The sequence below is a fragment of the Hymenobacter sp. FMD4 genome (assembly GCF_058932745.1).
Genome location: NZ_JBZYWH010000021.1, coordinates 26461 through 48473, shown reverse-complemented (window position 1 = coordinate 48473; position 22013 = coordinate 26461). Strand labels below are relative to the sequence as shown.

13 protein-coding genes and 1 riboswitch are annotated in these 22013 nt (G+C 60.3%); of the genes, 5 read left to right on the top strand and 8 right to left on the bottom strand.

The features are described from left to right. Positions 1 to 49: 49 nt before the first annotated feature. The 8 genes from AC5FXY_RS17055 to AC5FXY_RS17020 all read right to left on the bottom strand — a co-directional run bounded on the left by AC5FXY_RS17055 (position 50) and on the right by AC5FXY_RS17020 (position 15743). A complete protein-coding gene (locus AC5FXY_RS17055; RefSeq protein ID WP_493557915.1) occupies positions 50 to 301 on the bottom strand; it encodes a hypothetical protein in 252 nt (83 codons plus the stop codon). Positions 302 to 359: 58 nt separating this feature from the next. Then, a complete protein-coding gene (locus AC5FXY_RS17050; protein WP_493557914.1) occupies positions 360 to 860 on the bottom strand; it encodes a hypothetical protein in 501 nt (166 codons plus the stop codon). A 2-nt stretch (positions 861 to 862) separates the two neighbouring features. After that, entirely contained in the window at positions 863 to 7054 is a 6192-nt protein-coding gene (locus AC5FXY_RS17045) for a DUF6443 domain-containing protein (RefSeq protein ID WP_493557913.1), read from the bottom strand. Positions 7055 to 7143: 89 nt separating this feature from the next. After that, complete coding sequence (locus AC5FXY_RS17040; protein ID WP_493557912.1) at positions 7144 to 10419, bottom strand: RHS repeat protein; 3276 nt, start codon at positions 10417 to 10419, stop codon at positions 7144 to 7146. Positions 10420 to 11547: 1128 nt separating this feature from the next. After that, entirely contained in the window at positions 11548 to 12309 is a 762-nt protein-coding gene (locus AC5FXY_RS17035) for a LytR/AlgR family response regulator transcription factor (protein ID WP_493557911.1), read from the bottom strand. A gap of 39 nt (positions 12310 to 12348) precedes the next feature. After that, positions 12349 to 13359: a sensor histidine kinase gene (locus tag AC5FXY_RS17030; RefSeq protein WP_493557910.1), complete on the bottom strand. Its 1011-nt coding sequence runs from the start codon at positions 13357 to 13359 to the stop codon at positions 12349 to 12351. A 335-nt stretch (positions 13360 to 13694) separates the two neighbouring features. Further along, a riboswitch (cobalamin riboswitch) is annotated at positions 13695 to 13882 on the bottom strand. A gap of 362 nt (positions 13883 to 14244) precedes the next feature. Then, positions 14245 to 14916, bottom strand: a complete 672-nt coding sequence (locus AC5FXY_RS17025) for a hypothetical protein (RefSeq protein ID WP_493557909.1) — start codon at positions 14914 to 14916, stop codon at positions 14245 to 14247. Positions 14917 to 14924: 8 nt separating this feature from the next. Further along, positions 14925 to 15743, bottom strand: a complete 819-nt coding sequence (locus tag AC5FXY_RS17020; protein ID WP_493557908.1) for a ParA family protein — start codon at positions 15741 to 15743, stop codon at positions 14925 to 14927. Between the two features lie 843 nt (positions 15744 to 16586). Between AC5FXY_RS17020 and AC5FXY_RS17015 the strand changes: the two genes are divergently transcribed. The 5 genes from AC5FXY_RS17015 to AC5FXY_RS16995 all read left to right on the top strand — a co-directional run bounded on the left by AC5FXY_RS17015 (position 16587) and on the right by AC5FXY_RS16995 (position 21921). Beyond that, complete coding sequence (locus tag AC5FXY_RS17015) at positions 16587 to 16907, top strand: plasmid mobilization protein (RefSeq protein ID WP_493557907.1); 321 nt, start codon at positions 16587 to 16589, stop codon at positions 16905 to 16907. Continuing rightward, a complete protein-coding gene (locus AC5FXY_RS17010; protein ID WP_493557906.1) occupies positions 16904 to 17764 on the top strand; it encodes a relaxase/mobilization nuclease domain-containing protein in 861 nt (286 codons plus the stop codon). The genes AC5FXY_RS17015 and AC5FXY_RS17010 overlap by 4 nt, the downstream gene beginning before the upstream one ends. Positions 17765 to 17944: 180 nt before the next feature. Beyond that, positions 17945 to 18280 (top strand): YWFCY domain-containing protein, encoded by a 336-nt coding sequence (locus AC5FXY_RS17005; protein ID WP_493557905.1) that lies wholly within the window; start codon positions 17945 to 17947, stop codon positions 18278 to 18280. Further along, positions 18235 to 19953 carry a conjugal transfer protein MobC gene (gene mobC, locus AC5FXY_RS17000; protein ID WP_493557904.1) on the top strand — a complete coding sequence of 573 codons (1719 nt, stop codon included), beginning with the start codon at positions 18235 to 18237 and terminating at the stop codon, positions 19951 to 19953. The genes AC5FXY_RS17005 and mobC overlap by 46 nt, the downstream gene beginning before the upstream one ends. A 213-nt stretch (positions 19954 to 20166) precedes the next feature. Beyond that, entirely contained in the window at positions 20167 to 21921 is a 1755-nt protein-coding gene (locus AC5FXY_RS16995) for a DUF3945 domain-containing protein (RefSeq protein ID WP_493557903.1), read from the top strand. Positions 21922 to 22013 lie beyond the last annotated feature (92 nt).

The following is a 22013-nucleotide window of genomic DNA, read 5'->3' as shown; positions in this document are numbered from 1 at the left end:
GGCTTTTCTGTGTGAATCAAGCTTAGCTAATCAGCCCATGTTTTGTAAATTACTGATAAATGGTCAAGCGGCCGAGCAGCAGATAGTCTAAGTATACCTCCGTGTCGCTTCTGTTGCTCCCATACGCCGTCATATATCCTTCCTGGGCCAGCACCGTTCGAAGCCGCCCAGCGCCGCTTCCATCAGCTGTACTGTGTGCTGGCCCACCAACCAGCACCAAGTGGCGGTTGTAAACCAGCGGGCGGGCGTAGGCCTTGGGCACGCGCCGGTGCCGAACCAAGGCGGGCTCCAACGCTCGCATCAGGCATAGCCCGCACCGGCGATGTAAGTGTCGTAAAGGCTGGTTTTCTCTCATATAATTAAAACACATCAACTTCTATTTTCCTAATTATACCATCGCTATTGACTAACTCTATGTAATTTTTGTTAATACTATTAGTGTACTCATCAAAATACTTTTCGATATGCAATATGATTTCTAGTTGTTCGGATATTATCATAATCCCTGATTCATAAATAATAAATAACAAGCGATTATCAATGTAAATAACCATTTCATGCCAAAATTCACTAAATTCATTGCTTCTGAAAGTTTTAATAGGCTTGATATTGTTATTCGATAAATCAATTATGTAAGAATTTTCACCTCCAAATAAAAAAACTTTATGATTTTTATTATTTGAAAATAAATAAAAATGTTCATGATCCACAGCTCTGCCATTGTTGAGAACATTTTCAACAATAAAACATTGCGTATCTGACAAGATTGATATCCTGTCATCTATTTTGCTGATCAAAATAGGTGGATCAAGTAAACTGCATTTTGTCTCATTGTTAAAAATTATTTTATTTATCAGCATGGCTACAAGGTTTTGGGGTCTATTGCTTTACCACCTAATTTGTCAACAGCCTTTCTCAGCGCCTTATCCTTCGTTACTAGTGTTGCCCCCCTGTCAATAGCAGTTGCTCCGATAATGCCATCTCGGTAGTTCCCTTTGACTTTTGGTGTCAACTCGCCTCTAACATTGATGCGAGTATGAACATTTTTGGAAGAGGGTACGTTTGGAATCTCGTTAGCAATTTTGGGGTACCCTTTGATCTTACCTCTTGCAACAATGTTTTTCAATTCTCCTTCTACAACTTTGTCTTTTACTATATTTAACCCGGCCTCCTTTAATCTTTTTCCATCCGAAAGTACAACATTAGTATCTAATAAGTATTCAGCTGCTTTTTCTCCAGTTTTTTGTAGTCCTTTCTTGGCAGCACTTCCGCTAACAAAGGGTATAACAACCCCAGCAGCCGCAAAGCTAATATCTGAAATGGTTGCAGAGCTACCGTCAGTATTTATCGCATTATCTACACCTCTGGTAGCCGCTGTGACAAGAACAGCAGCATCGTTTACATCAGTATACGATAATATCTTACCTGGCAGCGCTGCTATTGCTCTAGCCATGCTAGGGCCTATCATGCTTCCCGCGAGGCCTGCTGCACTTTGCGGCTCATTATCTCCTGGTCCCGGCTTGCGCCCGTCGAGGTCGTTATAGCGGACGGCGTTGTCGAGGCCGAACTGGTAGGTGGTCCAGCTTTCCTGGTCGGCTTCCTCGGCGTCGGGGTCGACGACGGTCCAGCGGCCGAGCTGCGGGTCGAAGAAGCGCCAGCCGTGGTCGTTCCAGTTCAGCCGGAACTCGTCCTGGCGCTCCTTGCCGTTCCAGGTGTGCTTGTTTTGCAGCCCCAGCGAGAAGCCCCGGTTCAGGCCGGCCAGCTCCAGCCCGTAGGGGTCGTACTGGGTCTCCTGCACCTGCAGCCCCTGCCGGTGCTCAATGAGGATGTCGTCGAAGTAGACGTCCGTGTCGCTCTCGTTGCCCACGTAGACGAGCACGTAGCCGTCCTGCTTGACCAGCACCGTGTCCTGCAACCTCTCCCAGCCCAGGGCGCTGGTGGCGTTGGCGCCGGCCGAGAGGCGGCGCAGCTTGGTGCGCACCAAGACGGAGTCGCGGTCGAAGACGAGCAGGCGCAGGTAGGCTGTGGGCACGCCGTCGGGCTGCTGCTGCAGGGCCTGCACCGTGCCCAGGCCCACCGTGAGCAAGGGCAGCACGCGCTGGCGCGTGGCCCCGTCCGTGCCGGGTTGTGGCGGGGGCTGCTGCAGCAGCGAGGCCACGAAGCCGGCGAGCGAGTAGGCCCAGTTTGGGTGCTGCACCGGCTGCCAGTACGCCCCGTAGGCCAAGGCGTCCACCACGTCGCCCTTGCGCACGGCGAGCTGCTTGAGCGGGCCGATGGGCTGCCCGGTGGCGGCGTTGGTGCGCGCAGCCCCGCCTCCGGTGCGCGCGAACTGCGTTCCGCTGGTGTTGACGCGGATGGGTTCGGAAACGGAGGCCGGGTCAAACTCGCTCCGCTCGCGAGTGCGCTCGGCCTCGTTGGGCTCGAGCTGCGCCCGGTATGTGAATTGCTCGCCGGGCTTGACGGCGGCGCGCAAGTTGCCCAGGTGGTCGGCGAGGGTGTACTCGTGCACGTAGCGCGGGGGCAGCACCCCGCCGGCCGCGTCGCGCTCTTCAAAGCGCAGCACCCGCCCGTCGGCGTGGCTGAGCCAGCGCAGCGTGTCGCGCTCGTACTGCCAGGGGCCGAGGTAGTCGGTCTGCACCACGGGCCGGCCGGCGGCGTAGGCGCGCTTGGCCAGCTTCTGGCCGGCGGCCGAGTAGTCGAACTGCAGCGAGTCGCCCGCGGCCCACGTGATGCTCTGCGGCAGGCGCAGGTGGTTGTAGCGGATGCGCGTAATGCCCTTGTTGCGGTCCTGCGTCAGCCCGCCCGCCGCGTCGTAGGCGTAGTCGGGCTGGTCCGGGGTGGTCGGGCCGTCCGAAAAGTCCGGCCGGGCCGGTTGGCCGGGGCCGGTCGCGCCTGCGGGCATGGCCCGGTCGTCTACGCGCTGCAGGCGGTTGCTCGCCGGCTCGGCCCCCGCGGGGGCGTAGCTGTAGTGCAGCAGGTCCGTGTCGGCGTACTGCCGGGGCGCGGTGCGCGTGGCTTCCTGCACCAGCCCGCGCCGGCGCAAACCCAGCAGGTTGCCGTTCGCGTCGTAGTGCGCGCCCCAGAAGCGGTAGGCCCCGCGCTCCGTGTCCCAGCCCGTGCCCGCCGCGCCGGGCCGGGCCACGAAGTCGCCCTGCAAGAGGCGGCTCAAGGCGTCGTAGCGGTAGCCGTAGGCGCGCTGCACGTTGTCGCCCGTCCCGCGCCAGGTCTGGCCCGACAGGTTGCCGTTGTACTGCGGCGTGTTGAAGCCGCAGTCGTAGTGCAGCGAGAGGGCAAACACGTCGCCGCCCAAGGGCAGGGGCTGGTCCGGGTTGTTGAGGCGCGTGAGCCAGCCGCGCACGTTGTACTCATAGTCCAGCGTCTGCAGGGCCGTGGTTTCATCGGCCCCGCCCAGGTGCTTCTGCTCCAGCTGGCCCAGCTCGTTGTAGCGGTGCACGGCCAGCGTCACCGGGGCCTGCTCGTCCAGCGTCTGCACCCGCGCCAGCAGGCGGCCGGCGTGGTCGTAGCGCATGGTGTCGCGCACGGCCACGTAAGTCTGACGCGGCCCCTGGTGGGTGGCGTAGGTGCTCAGCACCTGCCCGGTGAAGTCGTAGCGGGTGGTGGCCACGTCCAGCCCGCCGCGGGCGTTGGTGGCTTGGGTCTGGATCACGCGCCCCTCCGCGTCGTAGAAGAGGGTGGCCTGCAGCCACGTGTTTGTGCCCAGCACGCGGGTGCGGGTCTGGGTCGTGAGGCCCGTCACGCGTGCGTCGGCCGCGGGCACCGGCCCGCCGAGTTGCTCGCGCGTCGGCGGGGCGTAAGCCGCGTCGGCGGTGTCGTCCCGGTCGATGTCGTACGCGTCGTAGTAAGCTACCGTGAGCAGCTCGGCTGCGGCGTCCAGCACGGGGAAGGCCCGGTTGGTGTAGTGGGCCTGGCCCAGCAAGGCGGCCGGCGCCGGCTCCTCCCACAGCGGCGCGCTCTGCTCCGCTTGGCGCTGCAGCTCGGCCTGCACCTGGTCGGGGCGGCCGGCCAGGGCCGGAAAGCGCACCCGCGCGGTGTAGATGACCCGGCCCAGTGCGTCGTATTTGGCGGCCGTCCACTCCCGGTTGGCTTGCTGGGCCACATCCTGCGTAAGCACGGGGCGGTCCAGCGCGTCGTAGACCGTGCGCTGGTAGCCGTCCTGGTCGGGCACTTTCTTTTCGATCAGGCGGCCCTGCGCGTCGTGGTGGTAGCGGAACAACAGGCGCTCGACGCCGGCCCCATCCACGAGCCACTGATTAGTGTGAAGGCGCTGCACGGCCAGCGGGGGTAGCACGGCCCGCAACCGGCCGAAGTCGTCGTGCACGTAGTAGGTGCAAAGCCAGTGGCTGGCGCTGCCGACGCTCACGCGCTGGGCCACGCGCTTGAGCACGAGGCGGCCTTCTTTGTCGGTGAACTCCTCCGTCGTCTGCAGTTGCTCGTCCCGGGTGCGCTTGACCCACAACTCGCCTGGGGCGTAGGCCCCGCGGTGCGTTAGCTCCTCGCGCTGGCCTTCGTAACCGGGCTCCCAGCGCTGCACCGAGTCAGCAGCCGTGTTGGGCCGCTCCTCAACCGTCACGGCGCGGCCCGTGGCCATGGCCCAGCTTTCGCCCGGCGCAGCCTGGGCCAGCACCCGGTTTAGGGGCGAGGGCTCGAAGCCCGTTTCGGCGTAGGCAACGCCCGTGGGGGGCACGCCCGGCAGCTGCGGGGCGCGGTAGAAGCGGTCCTGCTCATACAAGGCGTTGGGACGATAGGCGCCGTCGGCCGAGCCCGTGGTGACGTAGGGCAGGTATTGCCGGGGCTGGCGGCCCAGCGCGTCGTAGGCCACGGGCTGCACCACGTCGTGGCGCGCGGGCGAGGCCTGACGCTGCACGGTCTGCACCGGCCGGCCTAACCCGTCGAGGTATTGCGTGGCGACGGCCACCGAGTCGACCACCGCCTGGCGCAGCCGGTCAGCGCTGGTGTATGCCCGGCGCGGCGCGTAGGTGCGCACGTAATTGACCGGGTCCGTAACTCCGCCCCGGTCCGGGATCGTGGCCGGGGTCCGCGGGTTCGGCGCGGGGGGGCAGTTGCCGGCCACGGGCTCGTTGAGCGGTAGCGCCGGGTAGGGCAGCACGCTCACGTAGACCGAGCGGGCGTAGAGGGTGATGCCGGGCACGGCGGTGTTGGTCACGCGCAGGCGGTACTCGCCTTCGTCTTCGGCGCGCAGCCCGCCGGGGGCCTGGCCCAGGCGCAGCGTGGGGGTCGTGTGCCCGGGCAACTCGGCCCAGTACTGGCCCACGCGGCGCTCCCACTGGTAGACGTTGCTCGCCCCGCCGAAGCGCACGGTCGTGTCGCGGCGCGTGCCGGCCAGCGCGCGCAGTTGGGCGGCCGGGCCGGGCGTGCGCTGGCCGTAGTCCCAGTGCTGGTAGACGCCGGGCGTGTTCTGGTTCGGCTCGTAGGAATCGAACTCGAGGTAGTTGTGCGTGAGCCCGAGCTGCAGTCCCGGCCAGCCGATGGGGCGGTGGAAGTCGGGGATGCCGGTGAGCTGGTTGCCGTCGAGCAGGATCTGCCAGTTGGTCGTGCTGCCGTAGCTCTCAGGCAAGCGCCCGCTGAGCTGGTTGTATTGCAGCAGCAGGAACGTGGCCTTGAGCGAGTCGGGTACCGTCCCGGTCAGGCGGTTGTGAGCCAGGCCCAGCGCGTACAGGCCGGCAAACTGCTTGTAGGCCGGCGGAATGGCACCGGTCAGGCGGTTGTGCTGCACGTCCAGGTACTGCAGCAGGCGGATGTCGGCCAGCGCGGCGGGCAGTTCGCCCGAGAGCTGGTTGCGGGCGGCCGAGAACTGGCGTAGCCCCTGCATGCGGCCCCAACTGGCGGGAATGGGGCCCGTGAGGCGGTTGCTTTCTACGCTCAGCCGCCACACCTGGTGCCAGTTGCCCCAACTGGCCGGCAAGGAACCGGTGAACTGGTTGTTACCCAGCTCCGCGATGATCATTAAGGGCGCGGCGCCCAGGCTCGCCGGCAGCGGGCCCGTGAGCTGGTTGTTGTTCAGGGCCAGGTAGCGCAGCTCCGGGCTCTGCTCCCATGTGTCGGGCAGCGCGCCGCTGAGCTGGTTGTGGCTCAGGTTCAGCTCCCGCAGCGCAGGGGCGCGGGCGAGCGAGGCGGGCACGGCCCCGGCGAGGCGGTTGTGGCCGGCGTCCAGCGTGTGCAGCTGCGGCCAGCCGGCAAACACGTCCGGCAAGGCGGTGAGCTGGTTGTAGCCCAGGTAAAGCGCGCGCAGCGCCGGCCAGGCGGTCCAGGCCGCCGGCACGGACCCGCTGAATTGATTTTGGTGCAAAGCTAGGTACTGCAGTTGCTGCAGGCGGGCAAGTGAGTCGGGCAACGGGCCGCTGAACGCGTTGGCGTGCAGGTCCAGCTCGAGCAGGCCGGCGAGCCTACCCAGGGCCGGGGGCAGCGGGCCGGACAGCTGGTTGCGGCTAAGGTAGAGCGTGCGCAGGCCGTAGCGGTTGGCCCAGTCGCCGGGCACGCTCCCGCTGAACCGGTTGCCCACCGCCTGCAGCTCGCGCAGCGCCGGGGCCGCCGCCAGACTCGCCGGCAGGGGTCCGGTCAGGGCGTTGTCGTTGAGGTTGAGCACGACCAGGGCCGGGTGGGCCGCGAAGCCGTCGCCGAGCGGGCCTACCAGCCCGCAGCGGTTGAGGTAGAGGTGGGTCAGGCGCGCGAGCGGGGCCAGCGCTGCGCCGGGCCAGGGGCCGGCCAGGCCGGGGTTGTCGCCCAGTTGCAGGTACGTGAGGGCCCGGAGCTGGCCCAGCACGGGGGGCAGGGGGCCGGCAAGGCGGTTGTTCGGCAAATGCAGCCCCACCACGTCGCCGTTGGCCACGGACACGCCCTGCCAAGCGGCCGCGTCGGCGAGCGTACTGCCGGTGAGCCAGCCGTTTTTATGGGCCCACTGCGGGCCACCCGTGGCGTGGTAGAACTGGCGCAGCACGCGCACCTCAGTCGAGTCCGATACTAGCCCTTCGGTTGACTGTGCCTGAAGCTGCTGAACTAAGCCATGAGCCAGCAACAGGACAACAAAAAGAAACCAGAGGGAACTCCGAGAGAAGAGACGGCGTCGCAATGCGACCATGTGTAATTCGATTAATGCCACGTAGATCATGGCCTAGCATATCTGTATTCTTGTTCACCTACAATGCGGCCCTGCTCGTCGCGGGTACGTAGTAGCCGGCCCGCAGCGTCGTATTCGTTCGCTGTTGTACGGCCCGCTGCATCTGTTTGCGAGGTGGTGCCTACCAACGGGTCGTAGGTGTAAGACGTAAGGCGTGCTTGCGCAGGCATTATGCGCAATTCGTCAATCAGAATAGAGGGTGCACCGCCAGCACTGATGCGGACTGCTGTTCCCACTGTGGGAGTGAAGTTTGCTCGGTATAGCTTCCACCCACCTGGTACAGCTGGGCCCGGCACGTAATTCAAAGCTAGCAATTGCCCTGCTACGCTGACGGTTGGGGCAGAACTTGCCCATACACTCAACGTATAAGTGTCGGTCGCCGACACCGTGTAGTGTACATCGGCAGCCCCGCGCAGTTCGTATGCCCACCGTCCTGTTTTGCCGCCTAAGGTTCGGTTGACAGGCTCAAAAAGCCAGCCGCCTGGACTAAGCGGCTCAAAGCTGGTGTACGCCACGCGGTTAGCATGGGCGTTGAGAACCTCCGCAATGGGATACGCTTGGCGGTAGCCCCAAACGTAGCTTTTGCGCACACCCGGACCTAACTTAACTTGTACAGGGTTGTACTTGGCATCGTACTGTTCTATGACGAAGTCGTCTTTATAACGGCGGTCAAACGTGAACTGGCCGGATGCGCTCACACCTGATTCAGTAAAATCGGTGAGTGGATGCGCGGCTGTTATTATTTGTTTGCGTCGTAACTGCGGGTAAGCACCGCTCGTGTACTCGTTGAGGGTGGCTTCCACCACCCGGTTTTTTTTCGTTCGAACAACTTCCACAGGGGCGTTAAGTATGTGACGGTTGATCATAGAGCGCAGACCAAAATCGCCCCCTATACTGCCCGTCTGAGAAAGCGGCGCATAGTCCAACGGGTAACGGGTTTTGGTAACTACCGAGTCGCCGGTGCTGGTTCGCTCCACCGTGGCTGTAGGCAGCATGTGGTCCAAGTTACCGTACCTGTAGGTTGTGGACCGGGCCCAAGCTTGGCCGCCAGCAAACGTCGAGTCGACTTGCGCGGACTGATAATAGACTGATGAGGGGTAACGGTAGTAAGCGTACCCAAAAACATAGCACGTGGCCACCGGCGAGGCACCTGCGCTGGTGTTGCGCACTACCCGCACCATGAGCCCCATGATGTTGGTGTCGCGCCATGCTCTGGGTGATGCGCGATGCGACCAAATATCACTTGGGTCGTGGAGCAACCGGTAGGTATTGGTAACGCTGTGTACTTTCTTCCACGTACCAGCGTCGTATTTGTAATGCACCTGCCGCTCCAGGTTGCCGCGCAACCAAGCGTAGCTAACCCGATTGATGAAGGGGTTCGGCAGGTACGTGCCGTCGAATTCGTCCTCTTGGTATGAATAGCTGTACGTTGTTCTCCCCAGATGCCCGAGCGAATCTTGCAGTTGCGTAACCTGTTTATAGAAACTTATGCCTTCGCCAAAACACAAGTTGCTGTACACTGGCGAGTTGCTGTAGACCATAACAGGATATGAATAGGATCCTGTATTGGGGTTGTTGTAAATATTCAACACGCGGCGCCCGTATTGAGGCACATAATTGGCCGCCGCGCTGCTGTATCGGAACCTTGTGGTTTTGACCAACTTCCCATTCAGGTCGAAATACTTTAGTTGCTTGCACCGCAGACCGTAATACGGTTCAGTTACCGTTACGCGGTAAGTTGTATCATGGCTGATCCCGGCGAAAGCAGGGTATTCGGCGCATGTGCGGTTGTTCAATGTGATGGTGTAGTAGGCGTTGCCTAATTCCACTGTGACCTCGCCTCTTGAACCCGAACGCACCAGTTCGTAACCGTCGTCGCCGCGAATGGAAAAGGAGCTACGGCAAGCGGTGCTTTGATCGGGTAGGCTCCACGTGATGCGGCGGGGCTGGCGGTTGCTTAACCAGAAGCGTCGGGTAATCGACTGCCCTTCTGCTGCGTCTACGGTTGCATCGGTGATACGGCGTTGCGTTGTTTGGACGCTGCGGTTGTGCGGCGTTTCATACTCGTACCGGAGTGTTGCCCCAGTTGGGTAAGTAATGCGCTCTAGTATCAGGGACCGGGTGAGTAAGGTGTCAGGCGACTTGTTAGCAACCTTGTTGTGAAACCCTTGCGGGTGATTCGCAAAATACACCAATGTGTTGTTGGCAGATTGGCCGTTGTAGAACCCAAAATGGTCTTGCGCAAAAGAAAACCGCTTAGGCAGGACTGCCTGTTCGTTGTAGCCAAATAAGTACGCCGGCTCGTGCGCTTCTTTCAGCGAAACGAGTTTAAGCCGTTGATGCAGGTACTGTTCTTCGGCCGGGGCCGAATTGTGGGTGGGGCTGCTGAAGTATGCGTGGGTCAGCGTGAACTCTTTCAGAACCTCACCGAGTAGGTTCTTGAGCACGATCCGGCTTAAGCGGTGGCTACCTGGGACGTCCAGGCGCTCGGCCGTATCGTATGCGAACTCAACGGCCCCGGTGCGGCTAGCGATTTTAGTGAGGCGAAGAGCGCTAACCGCTTGGGTGCGCTCAGTGTACACATCCGGAAAGTTCATGGCTGGAATATTGTGGTATTCCAGTGGCTCGCTGTATTCCTCGTCTGTCCCTAAGTAAGTGCTGTAACGGTTGCGTTCATAGGTGAATTGGATGGTGTCATCTGTGGCCGTCACGATCCGGCTCAGGTGCCAAGTGGATGTGTAATTGCCATCGTAGTTTGCCGGGCGGACCAAGTGCCCGTTGCGGCGGAGTTGTGTGCTTACTGACTCGAGATCGGCGAAAACGTATTGATTACCTGATGCATCTACGGCACTGAAATAAGGCCCTTGCGGACCGTTAAGCAGCTGCACATGCGTGGTGCTCCTGGGAATACCGTAGCAGTTTCCCGCCGAATCAAGAGCGAATTTGCTGCTTAACGTCGGCGTGCGCAGACTGAACTCGTCCGGCTCGGTATCGATCAAGCCTTGCATGACGCGCTCAGCAAAGTAATACTGTTGATAGTAGCCGGGGGACGGTTCCGGGTCATCGCATGAAATGTAACCTGCGCTGTTTTGCGCCGTCAGCATCCGCGAAAACGACCGGTGGGTTTTGTACAACTCGTCGTTCAGATCCGGTTTGCCCTTTACCGTTACGGTCACAGCTCCTCCGGCATTCAGCACCCACCCCAAACCCACATTGGTGGCGGATTCGTCCACGCGGATGCCGCTGCCTCCCGTGTAGGCCAAGGCAACGGCCGCGGGATAAGTCCCAGTACGTAGCGTAACTACGGGTATGCTGACCGGCACTTGCCCAGTTGCATTCACGTTGGACTCAGTCGGTACTTTGCTGAAACGATACGCTTCAGTGGGAGGTGGCAATACTGTTGTTTCCCAAGTAAAAGGTCCGTTAGGGCTTTGTGTCTGTGCGTGCGTGTCCTTCAATCCGCTTATAAAGCACGCCAACGCGGCAAATAGTAACCTAGACATCATAAAGTAGAAAAGTGCTTATTCATCAGACGTTGTGACCCAAATCGCAGTGCAGGGCATCTGAATGGCTAGAAACTAAAATGAACAAGGCATTACCAGGACGTGAACGAACCGGTTAGACGACATCAGGTCGAGCCTGGCCAGAGGTACTTGGTTGCCAAAGGGCATGTTCTCCGTGGAAATGGCAGGGCAGGCAAGCCGCTGCCGGAAGCCATTGCGCCTGCTCCGCCAAGCGTGCCGCAAAGCATGCAAAGGGAGACAGCATCCATGCAAGTGGGTGCTGCAACCAGCGGCGGAGAATACGTAGAGGGTGGTTCACGCGGGCAATACAGAGGCCTTCCAGGTGCGTACTGGTTCGGTTACTGTTGCAAAGGCGTGAGACGAGGGGGCGGAGCATTCTTCAACGGCCGCAAGCCGCCGCTAAAAGTCTTGCAATATTAATAGGCTATAGTCTCTTCCAAAGAGCGCTGAGTGAAAAAATGTATGGTTTCGAATAGGTGAGTAAACGAAACCTTCATTTTACTGAACAATAGCGAGGGAAAAGAGTGAGCTAAATAATAAGACGTACTATGCAGAAGACTTTTCACTTTAAAACAAACCACCTCATTGCTCAGGACTCCTTGTTCAACTCTGTCGTAAGCGAAATATTAGCAACTTGTTGACCATCAGTCAAATCCTTGCAGAGATGACCCGGCAGGATAGCTCCGGTAACGCCGACTTGGCGATGGTTAACCAGCACTTGGGTGCCCCCTGCCGGTTGAGCTTCGCCGAGTGACTTTACTAACGCTTAGTTTGATATAGTGCGGGGCCTGGGCACCTTTTATAAGTCCACTGCCGGGGAAACCTACCCTTCTGGTAAGGTCAGCAGTTAAGCCGCCCGGGCCTTGATCAGCCTACTAGATGAATACGGGCCTTCAACTCTTCCTTGCACGAGCGGCTCACCGGCACGTACTCTTTGCCGAGCAGCACCGAGCTCTCTTCGTAGGCCTGTACGTGGTCCAGGTTGACGATGTAGGAGCGGTGCGTTTTAAGAAACTGGTCGGGTAGCTTTTGCTCCAGTTCTTTGAGCGTGGAGTCAAACACGAAGTTTCCCTTGGTCGTGTGCAGGCGCACGTAGCTCTGCAGGGCCTCAAAGTAAAGGATGTCGCCGAGCAGCACTTTCACGTGGCCTGAGCCTTTGCGCACAAACAGGTAGTCCCGAAACTTGGGGCATCGCTCGGCCGGCCCCAATACCTCGGTGCCCGCCGCCGCGATTTCCGTAACGGGTCCCGTGGGCCCCGCCTGGTAGGCGTTGTAGAGGGCCAGTTCCAGCTGCGCCCGCAGGGAATCGTCCGTGAAGGGCTTGACCAGGTAGCCGTAGGGCTGGGCCAGCTTGGCCCGGTTCAGGGTGGCGTAGTCCGAGCAGGCGGTGAGAAACACCACCGGGACGGCGAACTGCCGGCGCACGAGCAAGGCCGTGGCAATGCCATCGCAGTCGCCGGCGATGTTGATGTCCATCAGTACCAGCTCCACCGGCTGGCGGGCCAGCACCTGCAGGGCTTCGTCGCTGGTATCAACGGGCTCCAGGGGGTGGTGACCCAGCCGGCTTAGCGTGCGGGCAATCTCATTGGCAATCAGGATTTCGTCTTCTACAATCAGGACGGTAGACATAGGTAGCGCGGTGGTAAGAAAGTAGTTTTAAAACCGTTATCAGGGGCGGGTAACTTCGATGCAGGTGCCCGAGGGGTGGTTGGCCGTGGCCGTAACCGTGGCCTTGAGCTGCTTGGCCAGCGAGGAGACCAGGTGCATGCCCATCGATTCTGCCTGGCCTTTAAGTCCGCTGCCGGGCAATCCCACGCCGTCATCCATTACCCGCAGCTGAAACCCGTAGGGGCACTTCTTTTTGCAGAGCGTGATGCGCAGGCGCCCGCGGCCCCGCGGGCCAAAGGCATGCTTGTAGGCATTGGTGACCAGTTCGTTGACCAGTAAGCCGAAGGCGCTGGCGTCTTTGGCTTCCATGATCACGGCATCCAGCTCCGCCGTTAATTCGATGGGCTTCTGCGCCGAGTTCAGCGAGCGGTGGAGCGACTGCAGCAACTCGGTCAAGTAAACATCCAGGCGGACCTGGGCCAGGTTGGCGGACCGGTACAGAAACTCGTGCACCAGCGCCATGCTTTGGATGCGGGCCTGGCTACCGCTCAGCACCTCGACCAAGGCCGGGTCCGAGGAGCGGCTGCATTGCCAGGATAGCAGGCTGCTGACAATCTGCAGGTTGTTTTTAACCCGGTGGTGGATTTCCTGGACCAGCACTTCCTTTTCGGCGATGGCAGCGCTGATTTCCTGGTGGGCACGGGCCAGCAGGTTTTGCTGACGCTGCAGGCGCCCGTAGCAAAGAGCCGCGGCAACCAGCCCCAGCCCCAGCAGCCAGGCTACCCCCGCCAGGGCGCGTTGGCGCTGCTGCTGCTCCCGTGCCGTGGCGGCCGCCGTACGGGCCTGTTGGGTCAGCAGTTGGATTTGCTGCTCCCGCACCTGGGCCTGCCAATCCACCGGCAACGGAAGCGGAGTGCTTTCCTTGCCGTTTGCTGCGGGCAAGGGCTGGATGACGGCCGGGGCCCCAGCCGACCCGGTCGCTAGCGGAAGACGGCTGAACTGCCCTGAGGCGGCATCCGGCAGGCGCGGCGAAAGCAGGGCCAGGCCAAGTAGCACTACTGCCAACGGCATAACGAGCAGCAACGGGGAACACTCAAATCAGCCGCCGCAGCAGTGCAGCTAATGGTAAGGATGCCGGGCGGCGTAGGTCCGCTCAGGAACTGCAGGTGCTCGCTTTCCTTACGCGGGAAGGCGGAAGCTAGAACTAGCATGCTACTTCGTTTGGTGGGAATGAGGAAGCATCATTCTTGCAACGAGCGAATGCCTTGCGCAGCAGGGGCTGGCCTAGCGGGGTAAGCTGCAAAGGAGGGGGTATTGGCAACCCGGAGACACCAGCGGGTTAAGCCGGGCCTTTCAGATTTCGCAGTTCAATAAGCTAGAGGTCTGCCCCTGCTTGCGAGGGCATTCGTCTACGATCGTAGCGGGCAAGTATCCTGACTTGTGCCATTCTCGTCAGCCTTCTCACCCGCAGGCAATGGCTATGCTGTTGACCAGAACTGGTTTGGCACTTACAGTTGCGCGACAGTCCGTGATTCTCACACGGTTCCTTTTTAATCCCGGCATTACCCGGAAACCTCGCTACGGCAATTGAAAAATGCAAAGAGCGTGTTGGGGGGTGAATACGGGCTTACTGTCCAGCTGGTTTCCTTCCATCGGCCCTGAAGGCCTCAAAAAGCTGGTTTTCACGACTCATGCCCGGGCATAAAAGGCTTGAAACCAACATCCGTGGCCCGGTACTCGGCAGAGGACCAGGCCACGGATTTGCGGGCGAAACTTCAACGGTTGTATGCGCTGGCGCAGCGCCCAGCAAGGCGTTTCTGCGTGGTATTGCAGGAGTACTGCCGGTAATAACCGGGTGAGCGCCCCCTCCCCTACCCCACCCACTCTTCGGGAACGGGAACTGCCACGGTTACTTGCCGGGAAGCTGTCTGCTGACGACGCTTGAGAGCTACTTTTTTACCGCTTGGGGGACATCATCTGGCGCATCTGCTTTTTCATCGCCTTCAGGATCTGCGCTTCGTGTTCCTCCCGGAATCGATTGAGGATGTTGTGGATGATGTCGGGGGCCGAGGCGCCATTGCCCAGGATAAAGCCCAGGTTGGTGAAGAACTGCTGGTGATCGGCCGTGATGCGCAGCGTGGTGCCCTTCTTTTCCGCTGAAGGCACAAACAGCGGGGCCAGGTCCAACTCGCCCGTGGCTACCGGGGCCGGGAGCGCCGGCTGCGCGGCCTCCGCTCCTTCCAAGTCATCGTCCTCTTCGGCTTCGTCTTCCTCATCAGCCAAAGCAGATGCGGCTGCCGGCGCGGCGGCTGGCCCCTCCCCTACCCGCTTCTGGGCGGCGGCTTTGCCGGCTGGCTGGGCGGGGGCGGGCCTATCTGCTGGCTCAGCCGCGGCTTTTTTTTCCTCTGGTTTACTTACCACGGGTGGCGGGGCCGCTGCCGGGGCCGCGACCGCGGGCTCCGCGGGCGCAGGGGTTACGAGCGCGGGAGCTTCCACCGGGGCCGGCGCGGCCGGCTTGGGCGCATCCCCCAGTAGGCTAAAGGCGGCTACGCCCGAGGTGAGGGCGGCAAGTTCGCGCTGGCGCCGCTCCGCGGCGGCCTCTTTCGATTCGGCTGGTTTCTTGGCCATGGGGAAGGTTAGTGGGCGTTCTCGTCGAGGGTTTCAGTGGCGGCAACCGGGGCGGGTTGCTCGTACTCCACGGGGGTGAAGTCGATGCGCTTGCCGGACGGGGTGAGCGTGCCTTTGCCCACCACCAATTCCAGGATCTCGGTGATCAGGCTGCCGAGGCCAAGCTTGCTTAATTCCCTTTCCGGCATCGGGAACATGGTGGAGCGCTTGTCCTTGATGCTGACCAGGGATTCCACCCGGCTGTTGAGCAGCGGGTAGCCCTTGTCGCGGAACAGCTCGGCGGTTTTGGTGTACACCGTGCGCTTCTCGGCCTTGAGGAACTTGTTCCAGAAGGCGTAGAAGCCGACCAGATTCGATTCGGGGCGCTGGGCCTGGGTGAAGTTGCCCAGGATGTGCATGTAGGACATGGTGGAGGCAATGGTGCCCATGTCCGGCTCCATGGGCAGGAAGATGTAGTCCACCCGCTCCAGCAGCTCGCTCAAGCCCACCACGTTGACCGTACCGGGGGTATCGACCAGAATAAAGTCGAATTCCTTTTCGGCCAGGGTGTCGATGGCTTCCACCGCTTTCTCCACGCTGGAAATGCCGATGGGATACGGGGTAACGCCTTGCTTGATCAGCCGCTCCTGAAAGGCTATGTCGGACTGCAGCAGCTGCTGCTCGTGATTCCGGTAGGCATGCAGGGTGTTCTGCGGATAGTCGCAGTCGAGCATGGCCACCTTGTAGCCGTAGAGGTAGCAGAGCGCCGAGGCTACGTGCGTCCCAATCGTTGACTTACCCGCCCCTCCTTTCTGGGTGGCAAAGGCGATCACAGTAGTTTTTTTCATGAAGAGAGAACGGGTTGACGGAGCGGCGACTTTATTAAGCGTGAAGCATTGCTTCGATGAATCACGGATGCAGTACTTCAATGGTGCTGTTCTTCAATTGCTATATGATACAATGAAGCTTCGAAGCAACGCTTCAAAGATATACAGAAGCTGCAATCTACCGAAGCAGAGAAGCAATTTATCTTTGAAGCATTAACTCGGTGCTTCACTGCTTCATGCGCTTAACGCTTCGATGATATATTGAACATATGAAGCAGTGAAGCAATAAATATACGAAGCTATGAAGCAAGATATCACTGAAACATTGAAGCAAAATAATATTGAAGCATGGATGCACTGAAGCACAAAAACGTTGAAGCGATAAAGCATGCTTCTAGTTAGGCACCAGTTGTTTATTTAGTGAAGCACTGAAGCAAAGAAGCATCGAAGCGAAAAGGCTATAGTTAGATATAAGCTTAATCTCTTGAAGCCCTTGAAGCATTGAAGCAACGATGTATTGAAGCTTAGAAGCACCATGCACTCAGACCAACTGCTCCTTTCCTGGTTTATAAAAAGGCACAAAAGCGATTTTGCTATAGCATCATGCTTGCTTCATTGAAGCACAGAAGCAATGACGCAGCGAAGCGTTCTTAGCGCTAGCCTAGCATCGTTCAACGTCCTCGTGCTGACGGCCCGTTCAACGACCAGCAAGCCATGTCATTGTGTACACAAACCTTGTTTGCTTCCCCAGTGACACCGCCCGATTCGCAGGCTTCTCGAACTTGGCTTGCTAGTCCAGGCGTAGTACATAGCCATAAAATGGGTTTGGCCGTAGGTTAGGGCTGTTAAGCAATTCTTAGAGGCATGATTAAAGAAATCAAACCAGCCGCAACGGAGACAACCCGCGACCAGCAGATGCACTTCCGGGTTACGGCCGAGGAAAAGAAAGCCATCGAGGCGAAGGCTATGGCCGCTGGGTTTAACAAAGTATCCGACTACCTGCGGGTGGTAGGAATGGGCGCAGAAGTAAAGGAAGTATTGCCGGCCGAGCTGCGCCGGCAGCTGGTGGGCATTGGCACTTCCCTAAATCAGCTTGCACGGTTGGCGCAGTCCGGCCAGGCATTTAGTCAGCACCAACAGCAGCTGCTGCAGGCGCTGGCTGTTATCCGGGGCCACTTGGTATGATTGCGAAAACCACCACCGGAAGCGACTTTGAAGGAGCGCTAACTTACGGGGCGGGCCAACGAAAGGACAAGGGAAAAGAGCCGGGGGAAGCACTGTTGCTAGTCGTCTCGAATGTTATTCCTGGCAGTCCGGTTGAGATGGCCCGGGAGATGCAAGCCATTGCAAGCCGGAGCAAAAAAGTGCTGAAGCCAGTGTGGCATACCGTGCTTTCCTGGAAGGAAGGAGAGGACGTAAGCCAGGCCCAAAAGGTAGCAGCGGCGCGTCGGTATTGCGAGTTGATTGGCGCGCCGATTGAGCGCCACCAGGTCGTCGTGTACGAGCACCGCGATAAGAAGCACGCCCACCTGCACATCTACCTCAACCGGGTGCCCATCGACGGCGGGCCCGCGCTGCGGACGGATAATAATTTCTACCGTCAGCCGGCTATCACCAAGCTCATAAGCCAGGAATTGGGGATGCGGCCCATCCCCGAGCGCCGCCGCAGTATCAAGGATCTGGACCCGCAAAAGGAAACGGCACGGGAGCAAGTGCGGCAAGTCCTGCAGCAAATCTTTACCCTGGCCGAAAGGGGAGGGGAGCAGTGGTTGGCCGCCTTGCTGCACAAGCAGCGAATTGCCGTGCGCTATACCCACGACAAAGGGGGGGCTTTGCGCGGGGTTAGCTTTGAGCTGAACGGAGTCGGCATCAAAGGCCAGGAGGTAGGCTTTAAGGCAGCGCAGCTGCGCGCGTTACTGGCGGAGGTAACCTCAAACCAGCGGCTCTTGGCTAAACCCGGTCCCGTTGAAAGTCGCCAGGTTCCTGCGGAAACTATAGCACCCAGCCGAGTCCGTAAACGAGGTCCCCGAAAGGGTTTGTAAGGCTAACGTGCGGCAAGCGAGCTAACCTTAGCCGAGCCACAGCGGCTCTGCTCAGGCTTAAGCCAATGCCGTTCACGGGCAATAGCAGCAGCTGATGCGCTTCTTTCGGCTACTCGTCAACTAATGTCCCCACGGGGCGGGAAGAGCTGGTAGGTTGGCTGTAAACCAACCTACCACTTGATGGAAGACGAAAAGGGATTACGCAAGATCATGGAGCTGATGCGCCTGCTGGCCATCGGGCTGCTGAGCCTGAACATTTACTACTACTGCTTCAGCTTTTTCAAAGCCCTGGGATGGGCTCCGGCCGTGGTGGAGCAGCTGCTGGTCAGCTTTACCCGGCACACCTTTCTCTTTACCGCCAGTTGGGTAAGCAAAACCCTGGCGGTGGTGTTTCTGCTGCTTAGCTGCCTGGGCACCCGGGGCCGGAAAGACGAGAAACTGCAGGGCATTTCCGTGGTGGCCTACCCAACATGGGTCTGGCGCTGCTGTACGGCGCGGACCTGCTGCGCAGCCTGAGGATGCCGGCCGGGTTGGCTACGGGGCTGTACGCCACGGTGGTCGCCACGGGCTTTTTGCTGCTGCTGAGCGCCGGCGCCTGGCTCAGCCGGTTGTTTAACAACGACTTGATAAAGGACATCTTCAACAAGGACAACGAGAGCTTTCCGCAGCAGGAGCGCCTGATGGAAAACGAGTACTCGGTGAACCTGCGCACCGAATACCAGCTGCGGGGTAAAAAGCGCCGCGGCTGGCTGAACGTCGTGAACCCGTTCCGGGCCACCATGGTGCTGGGCACGCCGGGCTCGGGCAAGTCCTTTGCCATCATCAACGAGTTTATCCGGCAGCACCTCGCCAAGGGCTTCTGCATGTACATCTACGACTACAAGTTTGACGACCTGAGCCGGATCTGCTACAACACGCTGCTGCGCCACCAGGACAAGTTTGACCGGCCGGTGGGCTTCTACGTCATCAACTTCGACAACCCCCGCAAAAGCCACCGCTGCAACCCGCTGCTGCCCGAGCTGATGACCGACATCGTGGACGCCTACGAAAGCGCCTCGACCATTATGCTGAACCTGAACAAGAGCTGGATTCAAAAGCAGGGCGACTTTTTCGTGGAGTCGCCCATCAACTTCGTAGCCGCCATCATCTGGTTTCTGCGGCTGGTGGAGAAGGGCCGGTACTGCACCTTTCCCCACGTCATCGAGTTCCTGAGCCTGGATTACGAAGAGATTTTCCCCGTACTGGCTTCCTACCCCGAGATTGAAAACCTGGTCAAGCCCTTCGTGTCGGCGTTTCAGAAGGACGCCATCGAGCAGCTGGAAGGGCAGATTGCCAGTGCCCGCATTCCGCTGGGCCGGCTGGCTTCCCCGCAGCTGTACTGGGTTATGTCGGGCAATGACTTTACGCTCGACATCAACAGCGTGGAGGAGCCCAAGGTGTTGTGCGTGGGCAACAACCCCGAGCGGCAAGCCATTTACGGGGCCGCGCTGGGCCTCTACAACGCCCGGCTGGTGAAGCTGGTGAACCAGAAGGGAAAGCGCAAGTCGTCGCTGATCATTGACGAGCTGCCCACCATCTACTTCAAGGGACTGGACAATTTGATTGCCACGGCCCGCAGCAACAAGGTATCCACCTGCCTGGGCTTTCAGGACTTCTCGCAGCTGGAGCGCGACTACGGCCAGAAGGAGGCCGAGGTCATTAAGAACACGGTCGGCAACGTTTTCAGCGGGCAGGTGTCGGGCAACAGCGGCAAGTGGCTAAGCGAGCGGTTCGGCAAAATCCTGCAGCAGCGCCAGGGCCTGAGCATCAACCAGCGCGAAACCAGCACCAGCCTCTCGACCCAGATGGACAGCATGATTCCTGCGAGCACCATTGCCAACCTGACCCAGGGCCATTTTGTAGGGGCCGTGGCCGACAACTTCGGGGAGGAAATAGGGCAAAAGGTCTTCCACGCCCGGATTCAGGTAGACGTGAAAACCCTGGCCGCCGAGTCCCGCGCCTTGGAACCCATCCCGGATATTACCAGCTTCATCAACCCCGCCACGGGCAAAGACGAGGCGGAGCAGATGATCAAGGCCAACTTCAACCGGATCAAAAGCGAGGTGAAAGAGCTGTGCGCGCGGGAGCTGCGGCGCATCAACCAGGACCCGAATCTGCGGCACCTCATCAAGGAGAAAGCGGACAAATAAGCGCAAAGCTCGCCCCGTGGGCGGCATACCCACGGCCGCGAAGCGGCCCGCCGTCAGGTTATTCAAACCAGCCCCGCCGGGCCGTTCGTGTAAAGTAACGGCGGCTCGCCCTCCATTTTCAGCCGCTCGTCAAGATTCTGCCCACGCCTTTTTCCCGGCCGGTAGGTTTGCTGGGTCGATTTCTGGTTTGCCCACCCCTTAATCTATCTTTTCATGGCAGAGCAAGATGAAACGCAGGGATTCCCTGACCAAGGCGCTGACACCTCGCTGGCAACAGCTTCACCCGCCGGGTTGACGCCGGCAGCCGCCGACCCGAGCACGGCTACCCCTGCAGGCGAGGGAGCCGGGAGCGAAGCGCCGGAGCACCCGGCGCCGGTAGGGGAGTGGGAGGCCAACAAGCCAAAGGTGACCACTCCGTTGGTTACACCAGCCGCCGGCGAAGAAGTAATGCCGGCCACTGCCACGGACCCCGTTGGGGAACTCGTAATTGAATGGAAGCAACAAGGCGACGCAGTAGCGCCGCTGCTGGAAATGCGCGCTTACCTCGCTCAATTCAAGGAGGCCGGCGTAGCCGTGGGGGCGCTGCAACTGGAGCGGGGAGCGGACGGCAAGCTCAGCGGCCGCTTCCCGGTCAGCTATGATCCGGACTCCAACCGGCTGGGCCAGTTGGAAGCCACGCTGCAAGGGTTAAAGCAAGTGGGGCAGGGGCTAGCCGTGCTGGAGCAGCCTGAACAGGCGGCGCGGCGCCGCCAGCAGGCGGGCTATGACGATGATTATGAGCCCCAACGCAGCCGGCAGGTAAAGCAAGGCTTTGGCCCCGACCAGTGGGACGCGCTGAGTGCGCAGCTCTCGGCGGTGCCCCGGCACGCCCTGACCGCCGCCGAGCAGATTCAGCAGCAGGCCGCGCAGCAGCGCGTGCAGCAGCTGGCTCAGCAGCAGGGCAAGACGACCGAGCAGGTGGTGCGCGAAGCCAAAAGCATCTTTGACATCGAGACCACGGGCAACCCGGTTTCCGCATTTCTAAAGAATTTCTATGCCCACCTCAACGGCGGACCCAGGACGCGGCAAAGCCTAGAAGTCGATTACGAGAAAACCCGGCAGCTGCTGCAGGCCCGCTTCCTGCGGCAAGCCGGTAACGCGCCAGCCTTAGCGGCTCCGGACCAGGTGCGTGAGCAGGCGCTGCCCACCGCGAGGGAAAACCCAGCGGCAAGGGAGGCTGCCGTGGCCCAGGCTCCTGTGGCCGCGCAACCACCTTCTTCCATGCCTTTTCAAGCCGACGAGGTGCCCCACAAGGTATTGGCTTCGCTCGGCGTGAGCGCCGAGGCGTTGGAGCAACGCGGGCAGCTGCAGAAGCTGCTGCGCGGCGAGAAAACCGACCTGGTAGCCATGCAGGTGGCTGGCAAAGCGGGGCAGGAGCCCGTCCGGTTTAAGGGAAGGATGGTGTTGGAGCGCGAGCCCGACGGCACGGCTACCCTAAAGCTGGAGCTGCCCCAGGCCAAGCTGGTCATTCCCCGCGAGATCGGCGGGCAGGCCATCACGGCGGAGCAGCGCCGGCAACTGGAAACGGAAGGCAATGCCGGGCTGATGCGCGGCCTGAAGGACGCGCAGGGGCGCGCGTACAACGGCTACGTGGCCGTGGATCCAGCCATGAACAAAGTGGTGGTGCTGCCCGAAAGCAAGGTCACGCTCCGCGATACCATCGCCGGGGTGAAGCTCAGCCCCGCGCAAAGCCTCGACCTGCGGGAGGGCAAGCCGGTGGCGCTTTCCAACATGGCCAATGGAAACGGGGGACCAACATTCGACGGCACAGCGCAAGTAAACGCGGCCCGGGCCTGCATTGAAATCAAGCCTGCCGCGCACGAGCAGCAACTGCGCCAGGCGCCCCGGCAGGAGCAGGCGAATAAGGTTCGCCGCCCGAAGGTAAAAGCCGGGACACCCCAAACCAAAACCCGCGGGCCGCGCCGCTAAGCGGGGTTTTACCCTTTGCAAACTGCAGACTGCAGAAGCCCGGCCGCACTACTCCGGGCTTCTCGTTTTTGCGGACAAGTCACAGGGCCGGT